Origin of the sequence: Halalkaliarchaeum sp. AArc-CO (genome assembly GCF_024972735.1) — an archaeon.
Taxonomy (GTDB): Archaea; Halobacteriota; Halobacteria; order Halobacteriales; family Haloferacaceae; genus Halalkaliarchaeum.
The window spans coordinates 1,105,731-1,122,887 of the sequence record NZ_CP087723.1; the positions used below are offsets into that span (position 1 = coordinate 1,105,731).

A 17,157-nucleotide genomic window follows, 5' to 3' on the forward strand; every position below is an offset into this window, starting at 1 on the left:
TTTGCGACGGCACTCCTTCTGTATTCCGCTCGAAAACACCGGCCAAGGGCCCCGGGTAGCAAAGACCTTATGACTACAATAATCGATCATTCACTATGGCCGTGGACGACACACAGACGAAGGCCGGCGATCGTGCATCATCCGGGACAGAGTGGGACGATCTCGATACGTCGTCAGCGGCGCTCGGGCACGACCGACCTGACGTGCCGGCGTACCGGAGGTTGGCGTCTGATCTCCGGGATCGGGTAGCCGGTGACGTCGCGTTCGACGAGTACGCACAGGTCCTGTACGCGAGCGACGGGAGTATCTACGAGGCGCGCCCCGCCGGGGTCGTCGTTCCGAAGTCGATCGACGACGTGCAGATTACTCTCGAAGTCGCCGCCGAACACGAGGTTCCTGTCCTTCCGCGTGGCGCTGGATCGTCTCTCGGCGGACAGACGGTCGGACCGGGCTGTGTCGTTCTGGATTTCACCCAGTACATGGACGAGATCGTGGAGATCGATCCCGAGAACCGACGCGCTGTCGTCGAGGCAGGCGTCGTTCAGGATCGCCTCGACGACAGGCTGGACGCACACGGACTGAAGTTCGCGCCGGACCCTGCCTCTTCGGGCCGGGCGACCGTCGTCGGTGGGATCGGAAACAACTCGACGGGTGCTCACTCCGTGCGGTACGGCATCACCGACGCCTACACGGAGGAACTAGACGTCGTTCTCGCCGACGGCTCCCTGATCCACACTCGGGAGGTGGTGCTCGACTCCCCCGAGTGGGAGGGGGTCACCGACGGCGAGGATCTCGAGGCCGAACTGTACCGAACGGTGCGTCGGGAAGTCGAGGAGAACCGCGAGGAGATCGACGCACGGTACCCGGATCTGAAACGGTGCGTCTCCGGATACAACCTCAACAAGGTGATCTACGAGAACGACGACGGGGAGGAGGTCATCAACCTATCGAAGCTGTTCGTCGGGTCGGAGGGAACGCTTGGAGTGATTGTCCGCGCGGAGGTGTCGCTGGTCACTCGTCCGGAGGAGACCGCGCTCGCGCTCTACTGCTTCGACGACCTGGTGGACGCGATGAAAGCAGTCCCGGAGGCACTCGAGTTCCCAGTGAGTGCGGTCGAACTGATGGATCAGGAGGTGTTCCGTCTCGCGAGCGAGTCCGAGGAGTTCGCACAGTACGCCGAGCCGATCCCGGAAGGGGCAACCGCCGCGCTCATGCTGGAGTGGGATTCGGAACTCGTCGACGACTTCGAGGCGGCGGTCGCCGACACTACCGCCCACTTCGTCGATGAGGGGGACGCCTTCGACGTCCTCGAGGCGTACACCGACGAGGAGCAGGGCAAACTGTGGAAGCTCCGGAAGGCGGCGATCCCGCTTTTGATGAGTCTCGAAGGGGATCCGAAGCCGTACCCGTTCATCGAAGACGCCACCGTCCCGCCGGCGGAGCTCGCGGAGTACGTCCAGGGGTTCCAGGAGATCCTCGAGGACCACGGTACCTCGGCGGCGTACTTCGCTCACGCCGGCTCCGGAACACTCCACATTCGACCGATTCTCAACCTCAAGGAGGAGGCGGGCGTCGAGAAGATGCACTCCATTGCCGACGACGTCACCGACCTCGTGCTGGAGCACAACGGAGCGTTCTCGGGCGAACACGGCGACGGCCTCGCCCGGACGGAGTTCAACCCCAAGATGTACGGGGAGGAGCTGTGGACGGCGTTCCAGGAGGTCAAAAGCGCCGCCGATCCCGAGTGGCGGATGAATCCCGGCAAGGTAGTGTACGTCGACGACGAAACTGCCACGGAGCGTGGCTATCCGGACTCGGCGGCGTCGACGGACATGCGGGAGGACCTCAGGTATGGGCCAGAATACAGGAGCCTAGAGCCGCAGACGACGCTGGACTTCGAGGACGACGGCGGCTTTTCACACCTCGTCGAGTTGTGCAACGGCTGTGGGACCTGCCGCGAGACCGAATCGGACGTGATGTGTCCGACATACCGCGCTTCCAGAGAAGAGATCCAGTCAACCCGCGGACGGGCGAACCTGCTTCGGGCGGCGATCTCCGGGGAACTCTCCGAAGAGGAGATCCACTCCGATAGGTTCCAGGAGGAGGTGCTCAAGCTCTGTATCGGCTGCAAGGGATGTAAAAGCGACTGCCCGACCGGCGTCGACATGGCGAAACTGAAGACCGAGCTGAAACACCAGCACCACGAACAGGACGGCTCCGATCTCCGCGAGCGGCTGTTCCGTGACATCGACAGGTGGTCCCAGCTGGGAAGTCAGTTTGCACCACTCGTGAACCTGGGACAGAAGCTTCCGGGATCCCGGAGGGTCCTGTCGAAAGCGCTCGGCATCGCCCCCGACCGCGAGCTGCCGACGTTCAAAAGCGAAAGCCTCGAGGACTGGTTCGAATCCCGCGGCGGCTGTCGCGTGCCGGAGTCGGAAGCGACCGATCGCGTCGTCCTGTTCCCGGACACGTACACCAACTACAGCGCTCCGTCGGCCGGAAAGGCCGCAGTCGAGGTACTCGAGACCGCCGGCGTTCACGTCGAAATGCCCGACGGGCTCTCGGCATCCGGGCGGGCGGCGTTCTCGCAGGGATTCCTCGATGAGGTGTGCGAGCGGGCGGAAACCAACGTGAATCGACTCGCCCCGTACGTCGAGGACAGCCGATCGGTGGTTTTCACCGAGCCCTCCGACGCCGTGATGTTCCAGGACGAGTACCTCGATCTGCTTTCCGGCCCCGAAGTCGAGGCGGTCTCGGCCGCCTCGTATGGCGTCCTCGAGTATCTGGATGTCGCGCGGATCGACGAACGGCTCTCCTTCGACGCGCCCGACGAGCATCTCACCTACCACGGTCACTGCAACCAGAAGGCGACGAACAAGGACCACCACGCGGTGGGCGTCCTGCGCCGCGCCGGCTACGAAGTGGACCCGCTCGACTCCGGGTGCTGTGGGATGGCAGGCTCTTTCGGCTACGAGAAGGAGCATTACGACCTCTCGAAGGCGATCGGACGGATCCTTTTCGGACAGGTCGAGGAGAGCCCGGGCGACGAGGTCACCGCGCCGGGCGCGTCGTGTCGCTCCCAACTCGGCGATCGGCCCGGGGCCGATCACCCGCCCCACCCGATCGAGAAGGTCGCCAGGGCGGCGACGGGGCCGGCCGAACCCGCGGACTGATCGGCTATCGAACCGCCTGGAGAACTCGTTCCGCGAGGATTTCGTACTGTTCGAGGCCGACGTCCTTTTCGACGTAGTCGGTGACGTCGTCCAGGATCGCCCGCTTTGCCACCTCCTCGCTCCCCTGGCCCGTATAAAGGATGAACGGAAGCTCCGGATAGCGCTCGCGGGCCTCCTTCAGGAACTCGATCCCGTCCATCCCCGGCATCTGGTAGTCGCTGACGATACAGTCGACTCCCGGATCACCGTCCGCCCCGTCCGAGAGGACGTCCAGTCCTCCTGCGGCGCTGGACACGGACGTGGTCGAAAACCGGTCGGACTGCTGTTTCAAGAACAGCTCCGCCATCTCCAGGTCGTGTGGATCATCGTCGACCAGGAGGAGTTCGATCGTTCCCTCCCGCTCCGAGGCGTATCCGATCGCGTCGGTCGACAGTAGATCCGCCCGGAGGTATCGTCCGAAGAGATTGAGACTCCGGAACGACGGCATGCTGACGCTCGTTTTGGTGACTCGCCCGTCGGTTTCGGCGTAGATGACGACGACCGGTTTCCGATCGTTCCCGTCGAAGATGTCTGCCGGCGTTTTGAACTCGGTGACGTCGTCCCTGCGGATGACGATCGGCTCGTCCTCGTCGCGTTCCAGCCGGATCGTGGAGGCAGTGACGACCAACCGGAACGCTCGGGATCGGGATTCCGATTCGCCGACGCTGTGGCGGTGCTTGGCGACGACTTCGGTCCCGTTTAGCAACTGCTGATAGAGGAGTCGCTGGAACTTGACCAGCGTCTCCACGTCGGCGCTAAGCGAGGCGGTGGCCCGGCGTCCCTCCGCCCGAAACGCGAGCGTGACGGTTCCGGTCGTGCCCGCGTCGGTTCGGGGCGAGACTCCCTGTACGATGTCGAAGACGTCCGAGAGGGGGATCGCCCGTTTCGTCCCGTCGGCGGCGAACCCGATCTTCTCGTCTGTCACGACGACCCGGGCTCGGCCGGCCGCCTCTTCCCCCCAGTTGCTCAGTTCGACATCGGCCCGGAAGTCCGCGACGATAGATCCTGTCAACGTAATCGGGACTCTACGACCGAGAATAATGAGTGTTTCTCCATTCGAGCCGAGAGACCAGCAACCGGACGGACGGTGCAAATCTGTCAGCGGAACCAAAAGTTATTGGAGACGGCTCCGCGTATCGGATCGATATGACTTCGCCGGTCCGCGTGTTGTACGTCGGAAACGACGGGGAGGGACGCTCCGTGGTCGAGAGGTCCCTCGAGGGAGTAGATTCGGAGATCGAAATCCGCGAGGAACCCGACGCGGAATCGGCGCTCTCTCGCCTGGTCGGTGGTTCCGGTACCGTCGACTGCGTCGTCAGCGCCTACCACCTGCCGGGCATCGACGGGATCGAGTTCCGTCGGGAACTGGACCGGCGATCCCCGGCAGCGTCCGTTCCGTTCGTCTTGCTCGTCGCTGACGGATCCGAGGGGATCGCCGCGGAGGCGCTCAACGCCGGTGTGACGGGGTACGTCCGACGGGACGCTCCGGGTTCAGTTCGTCGTCTCGAAGGGTGTTTCCGACGCGAAGTCGGCTCCGTTCGGCCGACCGACGATCGCGACGCGGTAGAGCCCTTCGGCGACTGTCGCGCCCAACTCCAGTGGGAGCAGGAACGCATCGAAGAGATCAGGCGGGTCGTTTCCCACGACCTCCGGAGCCCGCTGAACGTCGCGAAGGGGTATCTCCAGCACGTGTCGGACGGAACTGGCAGTCTCGGCGAGAGTGACGGGAAACACGACGAGTCGATTCGGCGGGCGATCGCAGCACTGGATCGTCTCGAATCGTTTTTCGACGACCTGAACGCGCTCGTCCGGCAGGGGACGCCGGTCGAGAACGCCGAACATCTGGATCTGGCGTCGGTCGCCCGATCGGCCTGGGAGGAAACCGACGACTGGGCGAGGATCGACGAGGGCACCGAATCTCCGGGGGCAACCCTCCACACATCCGGGGGGCTCGCCGAACTGGAGGCCGTCGTTGCCGACCCCGAGCGCCTCCGTGGGCTGTTCCGGGAACTGTATCAAAATGCGATCGAACACGGCGATCCGCCGGTGACGATCGAGATCGGCGTACTCCCCGACGGATTTTACGTCGCGGACGACGGGACGGGGATCCCCGAAAACAGGCGGGATGACGTGCTTGAGGCGGGGGTGTCCGATCGCCGGAAACAGACGGGATTCGGGCTGGCGGCGGTGCGACACATCGCGACCGCTCACGGGTGGGAACTGTCGGTCACAGAGAGTGCAACCGGTGGAGCACGATTCGAGTTACGGGGCGTCACCCGGGAGGGAAAAAGCGACGGTCCCGGAGAACCGAGGTAGGCCATGGCTTCTCAGGATCTCGCGATCGAAGTCGACGGGCGCGAACTCGCTGCCGGCTGGATCGACGACACACCGGAGACGCGGTCGGCGATCGCCGACGCGCTTCCGGTGTCCGGCGACGCTGCCCGATGGGGCGACGAATTGTACTTCGAGATTCCGGTGGAGGTTCCCGCCGAAAACGCCCGAGCGCAGGTGCCGGTCGGCGCGGTGGCCTACTGGCCGCAGGGGAACGCACTGTGTCTGTTCTGGGGGCCGACCCCCGCGAGCGACGGTTCCCAGCCGCGGGCCGCCTCGCCGGTGAACGTTGTCGCCGAACTCGAGGACGTGTCGCCGCTGACCGATCTGGAGGGCGGCGCAACGGTGCGGGTCGACCTAGTCGAGTGAGTCCCAGTCGAAGCGATCGACTGATTTTCGTTGCTCACGCCTGCTCCCAGGAGAGGTCGATCGGGAGGTCCGCTCGGAGAAGCTCCGCCACGTGGCAGGTTCGCTCGCCGACCGTCACGATGCGTTCGAGGACGGCCTCCTCGAGAGACTGGTCGCCCGGGTCGAGGTGCACCTGGAGGGCTATCGACTCGACGGAGCCGTCAGTGGGGGTCGCGGCGGCGTCGACGGAGACGCCGGCGAGTTCGACGTTCCGGATGTCTGCCTGGACGGCGATCGAGACGGCGAGACACGAGGCGAGTCCCCCGAGGAACAGATCGACAGGCGAGGGGGCGGTCCCTCCGTCGAGGTCGTCGCCGGAGTCGATCCGCCAGGCGAACGACCCAGCCGTCACCGTTCCCGCGTAGTCGGAGTCGACGTCGGCGGTGACGGCTCTCTCGGGGACGGTCGGTTCCTCCTTCGACCCGACGATCGCGAGCGCCGAGCCAGGACCTGCCGATTCGTCCTCGCTCAGGAGGCGATGGGTGAGGGTCCCGTCGACGGGTGCGGTGATCGTGCGTTCGGTTCCGTCGATCGCGAGGTCGACGATCGGATCGCCCGCCGAAAGGGAGTCGCCGACGGCAGCGACCCATTCGCGTACCGTCGCGGGCGTTCCGTCTGTAGGCGGGATCTCGACGAGGTGAGCCATGATCGGTCCTACGGCGGACGTGGTGAGAAGCTGTCGAAACCGGAGGAAACCGCGTCGGTTCCGGAGATGGCGGGACCCCGCAACCGAAGCTTAAGTCGCCTCCGCGTCGGATAGCGTACGTGGAGGAAACGACGCGAACGAGGATTCGGGAGGTGGTCGACGGCGAGATCGACGCCGTTCGGGAACTCGACGGGGGGATGATCGGCGTCGTCGAGCGCGTCGACCTCGCGGACGGCCGGACGCTGGTCGCCAAGACGGGCGAGACGCCGCTGTCGGTGGAGGGTCGAATGCTCTCGTATTTGCGTGATCGCGGGCTTCCGGTGCCGACCGTTCACCACGCGAACGACGAGCTCCTCCTCATGGATTTCATCGAGGGCTGTTCCCGGCTGTCGCCGGCGATCGAGCGTGACGCCGCCGAGCGACTGGCGGCGCTACACGACCACGGAGCCCGCGGGTTCGGGTTCCCGTTCGACACGCTAACCGGCCCGGTCGAACAGCCGAATCCCTGGACCGACGACTGGGCGCGCTTTTATATTCGTCACCGGGTGGGGCACGTGCTGGAACTGTCACGGGAGGCCGGGACGATCGACGACGCCCTGGCCAATCGCGTCGAGGCTGCCGTCGATGTGGCCGCAGCTGCAATCGACCGGCCCGTCGATCCGGGGTTGATTCACGGCGACGTCTGGCGGACGAACCTGCTCGCGAGCGACGGTCAACTCGTCGCGTTCCTGGACCCGGCCTGCTACTACGCGGATCCGGAAATCGAACTCGCGTACGCGGACTGGACCGGGACGTTCGGGGAGGCGTTCTTCGATCGATACGACGAGGTGCGCGGCATCGACCCGGGGTTCTTCGAGCGTCGTCGGTTCGTCTATCGGCTCTATCCGCTTTTGGTTCACGTCCACCTGTTCGGGGCGTCGTATCAGTCAGAGCTGGGCGAGACGCTCCAACGGATACACGGGATGGACGACCGGACGTGAGTTTTTAACCCGTTCGGCGGATAGGTTTCCCCGGCCGATGACGAGGCACCGTTCCGAACCGGCTGGCACCCGGTAGTGAGGAGCCCTATGAGTGCAGAGGCCGCCATTTTTGACGGGAGACGTCATCTCTAAGCGGCTCTGTGGATGGCCACGGTAGACATAGGCCCCAGGCAGAGTCAACAACCACTACACCGAGCCGGACGCGTGCGACCGACAGCAAGAGCACTCCCGAACCACGGCCGAAGATTGATGAGTGCGTATATCCGAGTATACGGTATATGAGCAAATCGGTTCGTCTCTCCGAGGAGTTCCACGAGTTCGTGAAGGCTCACAAGCGCGAAAACGAAACGATGGAAGAGACGCTCCGCCGGCTCATCGGGGGACCGCATCCCGAGGACGTCGCCGGAATACTCTCGTCAGAAACGGCGACGGAAATGCGAAATCGGCTCGAAAACAAGCGCAAGACCGATGCCGAAGCAAAGCACAGGCTCCGGGAGCGGTTCGAGTGATCCTCGATACGTCGTTTCTGATCGACCTCTTCGACGGTCGCGAGGAGGCCTTCGAGAAAGGCGTCGAACTCTCCGAGACGAAGACCGTTCAGCGGGTTCCATCACCGGTCGTCATGGAGCTTTCGTACGGTGCCGAGTTCGGCGATGAAAACGAACGCAGGAACGTCAGGAACGCGCTGCGGATGTATCCGGTGGTCGAACAGACCGAGACGATCGCTCATCGCGCCGGACAGTTGCTCGCGCAGGCCGACCAGCAGGCGGAGGGTGAAAGCGGCATCGACAAAGTCGATCCGATGGTTGCAGCAGTCTCGGACATCTACGACGAACCCGTCCTCACAGCGAATATCGAGCACTTCGGCAGGCTCGGTGTCCAAGTGGAGTCGTACTGAACTGTGGATAGATTGTGAGTCGTGAGTGCCGAGGCCGCTATTTTGACACGTAGCGAGCGGGGGAGGATGTCAAGACGCAGACCTGGTACGGCGAGCGAATTTCCCTCGACGAGGACGACTACCGTCACCGAACGGCCCTCCGAGATAGTTCGATCGTTCCACACGCCGTTGCCCCACTCAAACCGACGTTGATGACCGACTACGTTTGCAGAGTTCCTGACGAACCGCTCGATCGAACAGTGGAAACACTCACCGAGTACCTCTGAACGGTTCGAACTCACGCACGCATTCGGTGCCGGCCGACGCCATCATCCGTTTGGAAAAACGCCGAATAGAACTTCTGTTGTCCTGCTCGGAGATGTTGAAGGTACGTCGATTGGGTCACACCCATTCGTTCTGCGAGATCTTCACCACTGGAGTTGCGGGGCCATTCGAAGTAGCCGCCGAAGTACGCCATCTGCACGGCCTCGAACTGTCTCTCCGTGAGTGATTCTTCGATCGTCGCACGGAACTGTCCTCGCGTGTCGGGTTCCCTGTCCTGTTCGTGTTGCCCGACGAGAGCGACTCCCGGGTGCCTTTCGAACACTGCTTCGACGACGGCCCGGACGTCGGCCCCGCTTGAGAGTTCGACGACGAGGTTACCCCCCTGATCGTCGGCAGTCATTGTCCGCACGATTCCGCCATACTCCGTGATCGTCGCCACGATAGACGTCTCGGGAGCAGTAACTTCGATGAGACACCCGTCATCCATTTCCTGGACTATTTCGATTTCGTCGAACGTCTCGGCTGCAGACTCCGCAGCGGTCGCTGCTGGAACGCCATCGAGTCGGATGTATTCGACGAGAGATCCATCGGCACGCGTCGAAACCCGTTCGAGTTCGAGATCACTGTCTAGTGTGGTGGCCAGCGAAACCAGCGGTTCGTCGTCCGGGCCGAGTTCGAACGCGAGCATGGTCACCCGGTCGCTCACGAGCGATTGCTTGCTCTCGGCAGCGTTGAGCGAGTACGCGATCGTCTCGCCGACTTCGTTCAACACGGTAATTTCGAGGTCGTCTGCGGCCTCGGACTCACTGGCATGGACCACGAGCGCCCCATACTGTGCGTCGCGATACGTGAGCGGAATCGCGATCGTGACCGCCGCGTCGATGCACGTGTAACACACACAGCCATCCGCGGTGTCGTCGCCGTCACTTACGGTCGGGGTGTCGTCGGTGGCCCGGGAAATCTGGGTCGTGTTCGTCGAGAGTGCCCGATCGACTACAGTTTCGTGGTCTGCGTCGTTGATCGCGGCGACGATCGTCTCGAGATCAGAATTGTCGAGGCCGACGCCTGTTCGCGCTCGAACGGTATCCGTCACCATGTTTCGTGTCGCAAACCACGCCGACTCGTACGGGGCCGCACCGGCGAACTGTTCGCAGGCCACCGTCTCTATCTCTTGTGGAGTGTCGGCCTGGACGAGTTCTCGGTTGACGTCTCTGATAACTTCGTTCGTCGTGTTCAACAACTCGAGACGTCTATTCTGTTTGTTGATCCGCAGTTCCCGCTTCTTGCGCTCGGTCACGTCGGTATCGACCGCGACGAACTGTTCGATGTCGCCGGTCCCGCTCGCGATCGGGGCGATCGTCATGTCTACCCAGCAGAGAGTGCCGTCCTTCCGCTCGTTTACGATCTCGCTTTTCCAGGTCTCTCCCGAGGTAATCGTCTTCCACATGGTCTCGTAAAATTCGTCGCTGTGCTCTCCCGATTTCCACAGCCGCGGGTTCTCCCCGACGGCCTCCGACGGTTTGTAGCCTGTCACGTCTTCAACGGCAGGATTGGCGTACTCGATGGTTCCGTCGGGATCCGTGAGAAAGATCGCGTGTCCGGCGTGCTCTACTGCCTCGCGAAAACTCCGGAGGCGGTCGTTGGCCGCTTTCAGCTCTTCCTTGATACGGGTTTCTTCCTCCACGTACTGGGAGAGGTAGTGGACTGTTGCCAGTGCCAGAAAACTCACTACGAGTCCGGGTAATTCGTCGAAACCGGTACCACCTGCGGCGATCAGTGTCCACAGTTGTCGGGATGCCATCAGCGCAAGCATCACCGTCAGGAAGCCAAACCTGCGGTCACCACTCTGATAGAGCAATACGACCGAGTACGCGACTCCGACCAGTCGCACCAGTATCGAAATGAGCAGGATTACACTCACGGTCCCCACCCCGGACTATCGGATCGTTCGCTCGAAGCCTCCATAGGCGCCCTACGGATCGACGGCTAAAGTGGGGCAAAGTAGTTCTCAGAGGGTGAGAACACTGGTTTTTGGGGCTGTAGAGTGGGATTTTACCACTTTAGCAGATTATGGGAGGTCAACAGCAGGAAGAACCAAACAGTATCGGTATTCCATCTATATGCGTTGCAAATCGCTGTGGCTCCGCCCAAGAGTATCGGTAGAACGCTCAGGCCCCTGGGGTTCCTCTCTTAATCCGTATGACGTCCAGACAGCATTCGACGCGATCGCCTGGTGGTCGACCATGAGCGACGCCGGCGACGCAATACCGTCAGTCCCGGATTCACAGCAACTCGACGGAGGGGTCCAAGCAGAGTCAAACTCTGTCCTCGATGATTCCCCCTACGAGACTGGCCTGGGGCTGGAGATGGCCGAAGACGCACGGCGAGTGAGCACCGGCGAACTGTCGAGTGAGGAGTTCTGGCAACGCTACGATGGTGCTGCAGCCGACGTGTTCGGCGACGCGTACCGGGAGACGCCGAATCCGGCAGTCGACCGGATCGAACAGACGATAGACGACCGGACTGCCGAATCCCTCGACTGTGAAGCCGGATCGATGGAAGAGGTAGCAGGATGTGAGGTGGCATCAGTTCCAGACGGTTCAGAGACGGGTGCGGAGGAAGTCACGTGGGGGATGGTCATCGACTTGCAGAAGTGCGTCGGTTGTGAGTCCTGTACAGTCGCGTGCAAGGCGGAGAATCGGACACCACCCGGCGTCTCGTACAACGTCGTCCTCGAGCGGGAGCGTGGCGAGTATCCGAACGTCTCACGAACGAATCTCCCGCGCCCGTGCATGCAGTGCGAGAGACCGCCCTGTGTCCAGGTGTGCCCAGTCAGTGCGACGTACAGGATGGACAACGGCATCGTGAACCTCGACTACGAACGATGTATCGGTTGTCGGTACTGTATGATCGCGTGCCCGTACGAAGCACGCTACTTCGACTTCGGCGAGAACTACGAGGACGAGTTCCTAGAGAACGGCGAAATAACGAGCCCGGAGTATGGGGTCGATCGTGGTCCACGGGACGATAGCTCACCTGTTGGCAACGTCAGAAAGTGTAACTTCTGTCACCATCGTCTGCAACGCGGCGAGGAACCGGCCTGTGTCGAGACTTGTGTCGGGGATGCCCGATACATGGGTAATCTCGATAACACGGACAGCGAGGTGAATCGGATGGCCGCCTCCCCGCGGGCGTTTCAGCTGAAAGAGAAGGAAGGGACCGATCCGAACGTCTACTACCTCAAATAACGATGGCAACGAATACACACTCGGCAGTCGGCGTCCGGTGGAACCGTCTCAGGGTAGTTTGGTATGCGCTGCTCGTCGCCTTGCTCGTGGCCGGTGCGTACGGTGGGTACCTCCGAATTACCGAGGGCCTCCAGTCGACGAACCTCTCGAGCTCGGTCCCGTGGGGTGCGTGGGTCGCGTTTTACATCTACTTCGTCGGCCTCTCGGCGGGGGCGTTTCTGGTAAGCACGCTCTCGAACGTGTTCGGTGTCGAGCGACTGCACGAGATCGAACGGGAGGCGCTTTTCGTTGCGATTATTTCGATGATCGTCGCACTCCTGTTCGTTCTCGTCGATCTCGGACAGATGGGTCGTCTCTGGCACCCCTTCGTCTGGCGGCAGCCGCTCTCTGTTCTCTCCTGGGAAGTACACGCCTACGTGCTGTATATTACAGTTCTCTGTGGGGAACTGTACTTCTCTATGCGCGGTGATCTCGTCGAGAAACGTGACGAGGGCGGCCTGCGAGGAAAACTCGCCGGGATTCTCACGCTCGGTCGCCGGGGCCGAAGCGAGCAGGCACTGGAGACAGATCGCCGCTGGCTCAAGCGACTCGGACTGATCGGAATCCCACTTGCGGTCGTCTTCGTACACGGCGGAACCGGGAACCTCTATGCCGTCGCGGCAACCCGGGAATACTGGTTCAGCGCGCTGTTTCCCGTGATATTCATCACGTCGGCGGTGGTGAGCGGTATGGCACTGATCGCGCTGATCTACGTTGTACGCACATCCCTGACCGAACGGGAGTTCGATTACGACCTGTTGAACCTGATGGGACTACTCCTCGTCGGCTTTATTCTGATTGACGCCTCGCTGAAGATACTCGAAGCGTTCGTCGGACTCTACAGCCTCCACTCCGGTGAAATGGCGACCTGGATGACGATCATGACCGGTGAGATGTGGTGGTCCTTCTGGTTCGTGATGGTCGGAATGGGATGGGTCGTTCCGCTCGCGTTGTTGCACCGGGAACGCTGGCGGATACAGCCGCGATTCGTCGGTCTCGCAGGCGCGAGTGCGGTCCTCGGAATCATCGGGACGAGATTCAACATCGTCGTTCCCGCACAGGTACAGCCTTCCCTCGATGGGCTCTTCGGTGGGTTCTATCTCCCGTCGACCCCCGAGTTGCTTCTCTCGATTGGCCTCATTGCGCTTGGCGCAGTCATCTACACGATCGGCATAGAACTACTTCCGCTTGTTCCAGAGGACGGTGAAACCCATGACTGATCCGAACACAACAGACGACGGTATCGAACGGCGTGACTTCATGAAGGCAGTTGGCGGTATCGGCGCGGTGTCCGCTGCCAGCGGCCTCGCGAGCATCGGGCTCGACCTCGAGGAACTGCTGAGCGGCGACGGTAACGGAATCGGCACCGAGTACGACGAGTACGAAGCCTCGGACGTCCTGCATACGACCTGCGGGCAGTGTAACACGTTCTGTCCGATACAGGTCAGACTCGCAGACGACAGTGGAGCCGGCGGATACAGTTCGCTCGTGCGCAAGCTCGCGGGCAACCCGTACTCGTTTTTGAACACGCAGCCGTACGCCCAGGTCCCCTACGAGAGCGATCTCGACGACGTGGCGACGGGCGATCTGCAGGGAACCGGCGACGTCGACGTGAGTGGATGGTCGCTGTCGGGCGGACGGATCTGTCTGAAAGGCCAGGCCGGGATCCAGACTGCCTTCGACAGCTACCGGGTCCGAAAACCGATAAAACGCGTCGGACCACGTGGCAACGACGAGTGGAAGACGATCTCCTGGGAGCAAGCGATCGAGGAGATCGTCGAAGGCGACGACGAACTCGGGCACGACGGGCTCCGCGACATGTGGGCGTTCGCACCCGAACAGGAAGTGATGGACGACTGGGAGGCCGTCCGGAACGACGAGATGAGCAAGGCGGCGTTCGACGAGAAATACGAGGACGTTCTCATCGATACCGATCACCCGGACCTCGGACCCAGGGCCAACCAGATCGTGGACGTCGGTGGCTTCCGGCGGGGCTTCATCCGGTCGCGTCTCTGGCACCAGGGACTCGGCTCGGTGAACAGTCTTCACCACGCCGGAACCTGTGGATTTTCCGGAGTCATCGGCTATCAGCGCTCACATCAGGGCGTAAAAAAGCGCCAGTATCCCGACATCGAGAACTGCGAGTATCTGTTGGTCTGGGGGACGAATCCGATGGTTGCGAACAAGGGACCCACCTGGCTCGCACCGAAGCTGACGAACGCGATCGAAGACGGGATGAAGATGGACGTCGTCGACCCTCGACTCTCGAAAACCGCAGAGAAAGCGGACGAGTGGGTTCCGATCCGCCCCGGTGCCGACGCCGCGCTCGCTCTCGGAATGGCACGGTGGATTCTCGAAAACGAACGCTACGACGAGACGTATCTCCGGAATCCGGACGAAGATGCAGCGGCGGTCGACGACGAACCGACCTGGAGCGACGCGACCCATCTCGTAGTTGTCGATAAAGCGGACGGACCGAAGGCACGCGCCGAGGATCTCGGGTTCGACAGTGACGACTTCCTCGTCGTCGATGCGGAGACTGACGACGTCGTGCCGGCAAGCGACGCCGAGGAAGGGGCCCTCGACGTCGATCGCATCGTCGATGGACAGCACGTAAAGAGCGCCTGGACGCTCTACCGGGAGCGAGTCTTCGAGTACACGCTCGACGAGTACGCCGAGATGACGGGGATCGACGCCGAACGGATGGTCGAACTCGCCGACGAATTCACCAGCCACGGCAAGCGTGCAGCGATCATGGCCTACCGCGGCCCCGCCAAGCACACGAACGGCTTTTACAACACCCGCGCTATCTCGACGCTCCAGCATCTCATCGGGAACTTCGACTGGAAAGGCGGCCAGATTACCCCCTACGCTGGCTACGCGACCATGAGTGGCCGGTACGAACTCGGGGACGTCCCCGACGGCTATTCCCCGTGGGGAATCCCGATGACGCGCGCCTCCGTAAATTACGAGGAGACGTCGCTGTTCGAGCGCGACGGTGGATATCCCGCCAAGCGCCCCTGGTTTCCGGTCATTCCGCCACACGCGGTCCAGGAACTGTACGCCAGTGCCCAAAACGAGTACCCCTATGCCGTCGAGGCACTGTTCATTCGCCCGTACTCGAACAACCACATCATGGCCTCTGCCGGCGGCGACAAGATCCCGGAGAACCTCAAAGACGAAGACAACATCGGACTGATAGTCGCGTCGGACACTGTCCTCGGAGAGATGAGTCGATATGCGGACTACGTATTGCCGGAGCCGACCTATCTCGAGCGGTGGGAGAACTTCGGAACCTACCCCAACAAGCGGTTGGCCGACGAGAAAATCAGCCAGCCGACGGTGTCGGTCATTCCCGACGCCCGTCCGTTCGAGGATGTTCTCATCGACATCTGGAAAGAACTCGATCTACCGGGCGTCGGAGAGAACGCGATCCGTGCTGCGGACGGCGAGCGATGGCCGTTGCACGCCTCGGAGGACTTCCACATCAAACTCGCGGCGAACATTGCGTACGACCGCGAGCCCGTACAGGACGCGAGTGACAGGGAATTCGAACTGTTCGAACGGGCACACGAGAAGGGACTCGGCGACGAGTTCGATCTCGAACGGTGGCAATCCACAGTGACAGACGAGGAGTGGGCCAAAGTCGTGACCGTCCTCAACCGTGGCGGACGGTTCGAAGATCCAATAGACGGCTACGAGGAGGCTTTTGCCGAGCACGGACACGACTACGATTACGCCGGCAGGCATCCGAATACGAACGCCTACGACGGCCAGCACATGCGATACAAGCTCGCGAACCGCGTGAATTTCTACGACGAGGTTGCACCGAACGGAAAACACGCGTACGACGGCGAACGGTTCGATCCGTTGCCCCGCGTCGAGGACGTCAAACACTACAACGGGACCGTACAGGTTCCGGTAACGAGTCTCGTCGAAAACGGGATGGAACCCGACCGGCCACTTCAACTCACGAACTGGAAGCCCCGAACCCAGGGGATGACCCGTACGATGGGTTCTCCCTGGCTCCGGGAGACAAAATCAGGGAATTCGCTGTGGATGAACCCCGATGATGCGGCGGAGCGTGGCATCGAGAACGGCGACACTGTGTGCATCGACGCTGGTCGGCGGACGGTTACTGCGACTGTCCGCGTCACGGGTGGGATCATGCCCGGCGTCGTCGGCGCTGCGTGGGGCTATGGGCGGGATGGTGGGGATACGACCGAGACGACGATAGACGACGAACGGCGGTCTGGCGCGACCGACGGATATGGCCACACGGGTTACAGGCCTGACACGCCGGACACGACCGGTGAGGGTCACGCGGATGGTCGCGATTGTGGCTTTGCAGTCAACCACATTGCGCCGCTCGATGAAGAACTCGGGGACGCCGGTCTGAGTGATCCGGTCGGCGGAAGCAACGCTCAGTACGCCACGTCCGTCGAAGTCGAGCCACAGGAGGACGGATGACGACCACCGAGCCGAGAGTCAGAACCGTCGCGGAGGCTCGCGCCGATCTCTACGAACTGCTCGCGGCGACGTTCGACGGAGAGATGGACGTCCTCGTGGCGGCGATTGAAACAGGCATCTTCGTCGATGTCGCCGCCACGCTGCCCGTCGATATCGACGCCTCGTCCCTCGAAGACGGGACGGTCGATCGTGAGAAGCTGGCAATCACCTACGACAACCTCTTCGTCGTGCCTGGGCCGCGATACGTCCCACCCTTTGCCTCCGCTCACACGACGGCACCGAGCGAATCTTTCGAGTCGGACTCCCCGTTTCACGATGAAGGGGAGGCCGGTGAGTTACTCGGAGATCCTGCAGCCACAATGTCCCGCCTCTATGCGCGCGCAGGCGTGTCGCCCGATCCGGGTGACTTTCCAGATCACGTCGCTACCCAGGTCGCGTTTCTCGCTGCACTCGAGCGTGCGAACGCCCGTCCTGGCGAGGAACGAGGTGAGGCACTCCAGGAGCTTTGGCAGGGGACAGTATCCAACCTCAGTTGGCTCGATTCGTTCCACAGATCCATCGAACGGGTCGACGACACTGGCGTGTTTACAGCACTGGCCGGTATACTGCGCACTGTCATAGCAGATACCTGTAACAACTGAACGGTGTCGCCGACCTTCGG

At 62.2% G+C, this 17,157-nt stretch carries 13 protein-coding genes; 10 read left to right on the plus strand and 3 right to left on the minus strand.

Annotation, left to right across the window (positions count from 1 at the left end):
* Positions 1-95 precede the first annotated feature (95 nt).
* Positions 96-3,173, plus strand: a complete 3,078-nt coding sequence (locus AArcCO_RS06140; protein WP_259535687.1) for an FAD-binding and (Fe-S)-binding domain-containing protein — start codon at positions 96-98, stop codon at positions 3,171-3,173.
* Between the two features lie 4 nt (positions 3,174-3,177).
* Here AArcCO_RS06140 and AArcCO_RS06145 read toward each other — a convergent pair whose 3' ends face one another.
* Complete coding sequence (locus AArcCO_RS06145) at positions 3,178-4,224, minus strand: CheF family chemotaxis protein (protein ID WP_259535689.1); 1,047 nt, start codon at positions 4,222-4,224, stop codon at positions 3,178-3,180.
* Between the two features lie 134 nt (positions 4,225-4,358).
* Between AArcCO_RS06145 and AArcCO_RS06150 the strand changes: the two genes are divergently transcribed.
* Both AArcCO_RS06150 and AArcCO_RS06155 read left to right on the plus strand, forming a co-directional pair.
* Positions 4,359-5,528: an ATP-binding response regulator gene (locus tag AArcCO_RS06150; protein ID WP_259535691.1), complete on the plus strand. Its 1,170-nt coding sequence runs from the start codon at positions 4,359-4,361 to the stop codon at positions 5,526-5,528.
* 3 nt (positions 5,529-5,531) lie between these two features.
* Complete coding sequence (locus AArcCO_RS06155; RefSeq protein WP_259535693.1) at positions 5,532-5,912, plus strand: cyclophilin-like fold protein; 381 nt, start codon at positions 5,532-5,534, stop codon at positions 5,910-5,912.
* A gap of 34 nt (positions 5,913-5,946) precedes the next feature.
* Here the strand turns inward: AArcCO_RS06155 and AArcCO_RS06160 are convergent, their stop codons facing one another.
* Positions 5,947-6,597: an OsmC family protein gene (locus AArcCO_RS06160; protein ID WP_259535695.1), complete on the minus strand. Its 651-nt coding sequence runs from the start codon at positions 6,595-6,597 to the stop codon at positions 5,947-5,949.
* 119 nt (positions 6,598-6,716) lie between these two features.
* On the opposite strand from AArcCO_RS06160, the gene AArcCO_RS06165 reads away from it, so the two are divergent.
* The 3 genes from AArcCO_RS06165 to AArcCO_RS06175 all read left to right on the plus strand — a co-directional run bounded on the left by AArcCO_RS06165 (position 6,717) and on the right by AArcCO_RS06175 (position 8,475).
* The gene (locus AArcCO_RS06165) at positions 6,717-7,577 is read left to right on the plus strand and encodes a fructosamine kinase family protein (protein ID WP_259535697.1); all 861 of its coding nucleotides are present in this window, start codon (positions 6,717-6,719) and stop codon (positions 7,575-7,577) included.
* A gap of 278 nt (positions 7,578-7,855) precedes the next feature.
* Complete coding sequence (locus tag AArcCO_RS06170; protein ID WP_259535699.1) at positions 7,856-8,086, plus strand: hypothetical protein; 231 nt, start codon at positions 7,856-7,858, stop codon at positions 8,084-8,086.
* Positions 8,083-8,475, plus strand: coding sequence for a PIN domain-containing protein (locus AArcCO_RS06175; RefSeq protein ID WP_259535701.1), 393 nt, complete (start codon positions 8,083-8,085; stop codon positions 8,473-8,475). The genes AArcCO_RS06170 and AArcCO_RS06175 overlap by 4 nt, the downstream gene beginning before the upstream one ends.
* 277 nt (positions 8,476-8,752) lie before the next feature.
* Here the strand turns inward: AArcCO_RS06175 and AArcCO_RS06180 are convergent, their stop codons facing one another.
* Entirely contained in the window at positions 8,753-10,540 is a 1,788-nt protein-coding gene (locus tag AArcCO_RS06180; RefSeq protein ID WP_259535703.1) for a bacterio-opsin activator domain-containing protein, read from the minus strand.
* A gap of 442 nt (positions 10,541-10,982) precedes the next feature.
* Here AArcCO_RS06180 and AArcCO_RS06185 point away from each other — a divergent pair, with 442 nt between their 5' ends.
* Genes AArcCO_RS06185 through AArcCO_RS06200 form a run of 4 tightly spaced genes read left to right on the plus strand, consistent with a single transcriptional unit; the run spans position 10,983 to position 17,137 of the window.
* Positions 10,983-11,987, plus strand: a complete 1,005-nt coding sequence (locus AArcCO_RS06185; RefSeq protein ID WP_259535705.1) for a 4Fe-4S dicluster domain-containing protein — start codon at positions 10,983-10,985, stop codon at positions 11,985-11,987.
* Between the two features lie 2 nt (positions 11,988-11,989).
* Positions 11,990-13,246 carry an NrfD/PsrC family molybdoenzyme membrane anchor subunit gene (nrfD, locus tag AArcCO_RS06190; RefSeq protein ID WP_259535707.1) on the plus strand — a complete coding sequence of 419 codons (1,257 nt, stop codon included), beginning with the start codon at positions 11,990-11,992 and terminating at the stop codon, positions 13,244-13,246.
* On the plus strand, positions 13,239-16,496 hold the full coding sequence (locus AArcCO_RS06195) for a molybdopterin-dependent oxidoreductase (RefSeq protein ID WP_259535709.1): 3,258 nt from the start codon (positions 13,239-13,241) through the stop codon (positions 16,494-16,496). The genes nrfD and AArcCO_RS06195 overlap by 8 nt, the downstream gene beginning before the upstream one ends.
* A complete protein-coding gene (locus AArcCO_RS06200; RefSeq protein ID WP_259535711.1) occupies positions 16,493-17,137 on the plus strand; it encodes a TorD/DmsD family molecular chaperone in 645 nt (214 codons plus the stop codon). The genes AArcCO_RS06195 and AArcCO_RS06200 overlap by 4 nt, the downstream gene beginning before the upstream one ends.
* Positions 17,138-17,157: the final 20 nt, after the last annotated feature.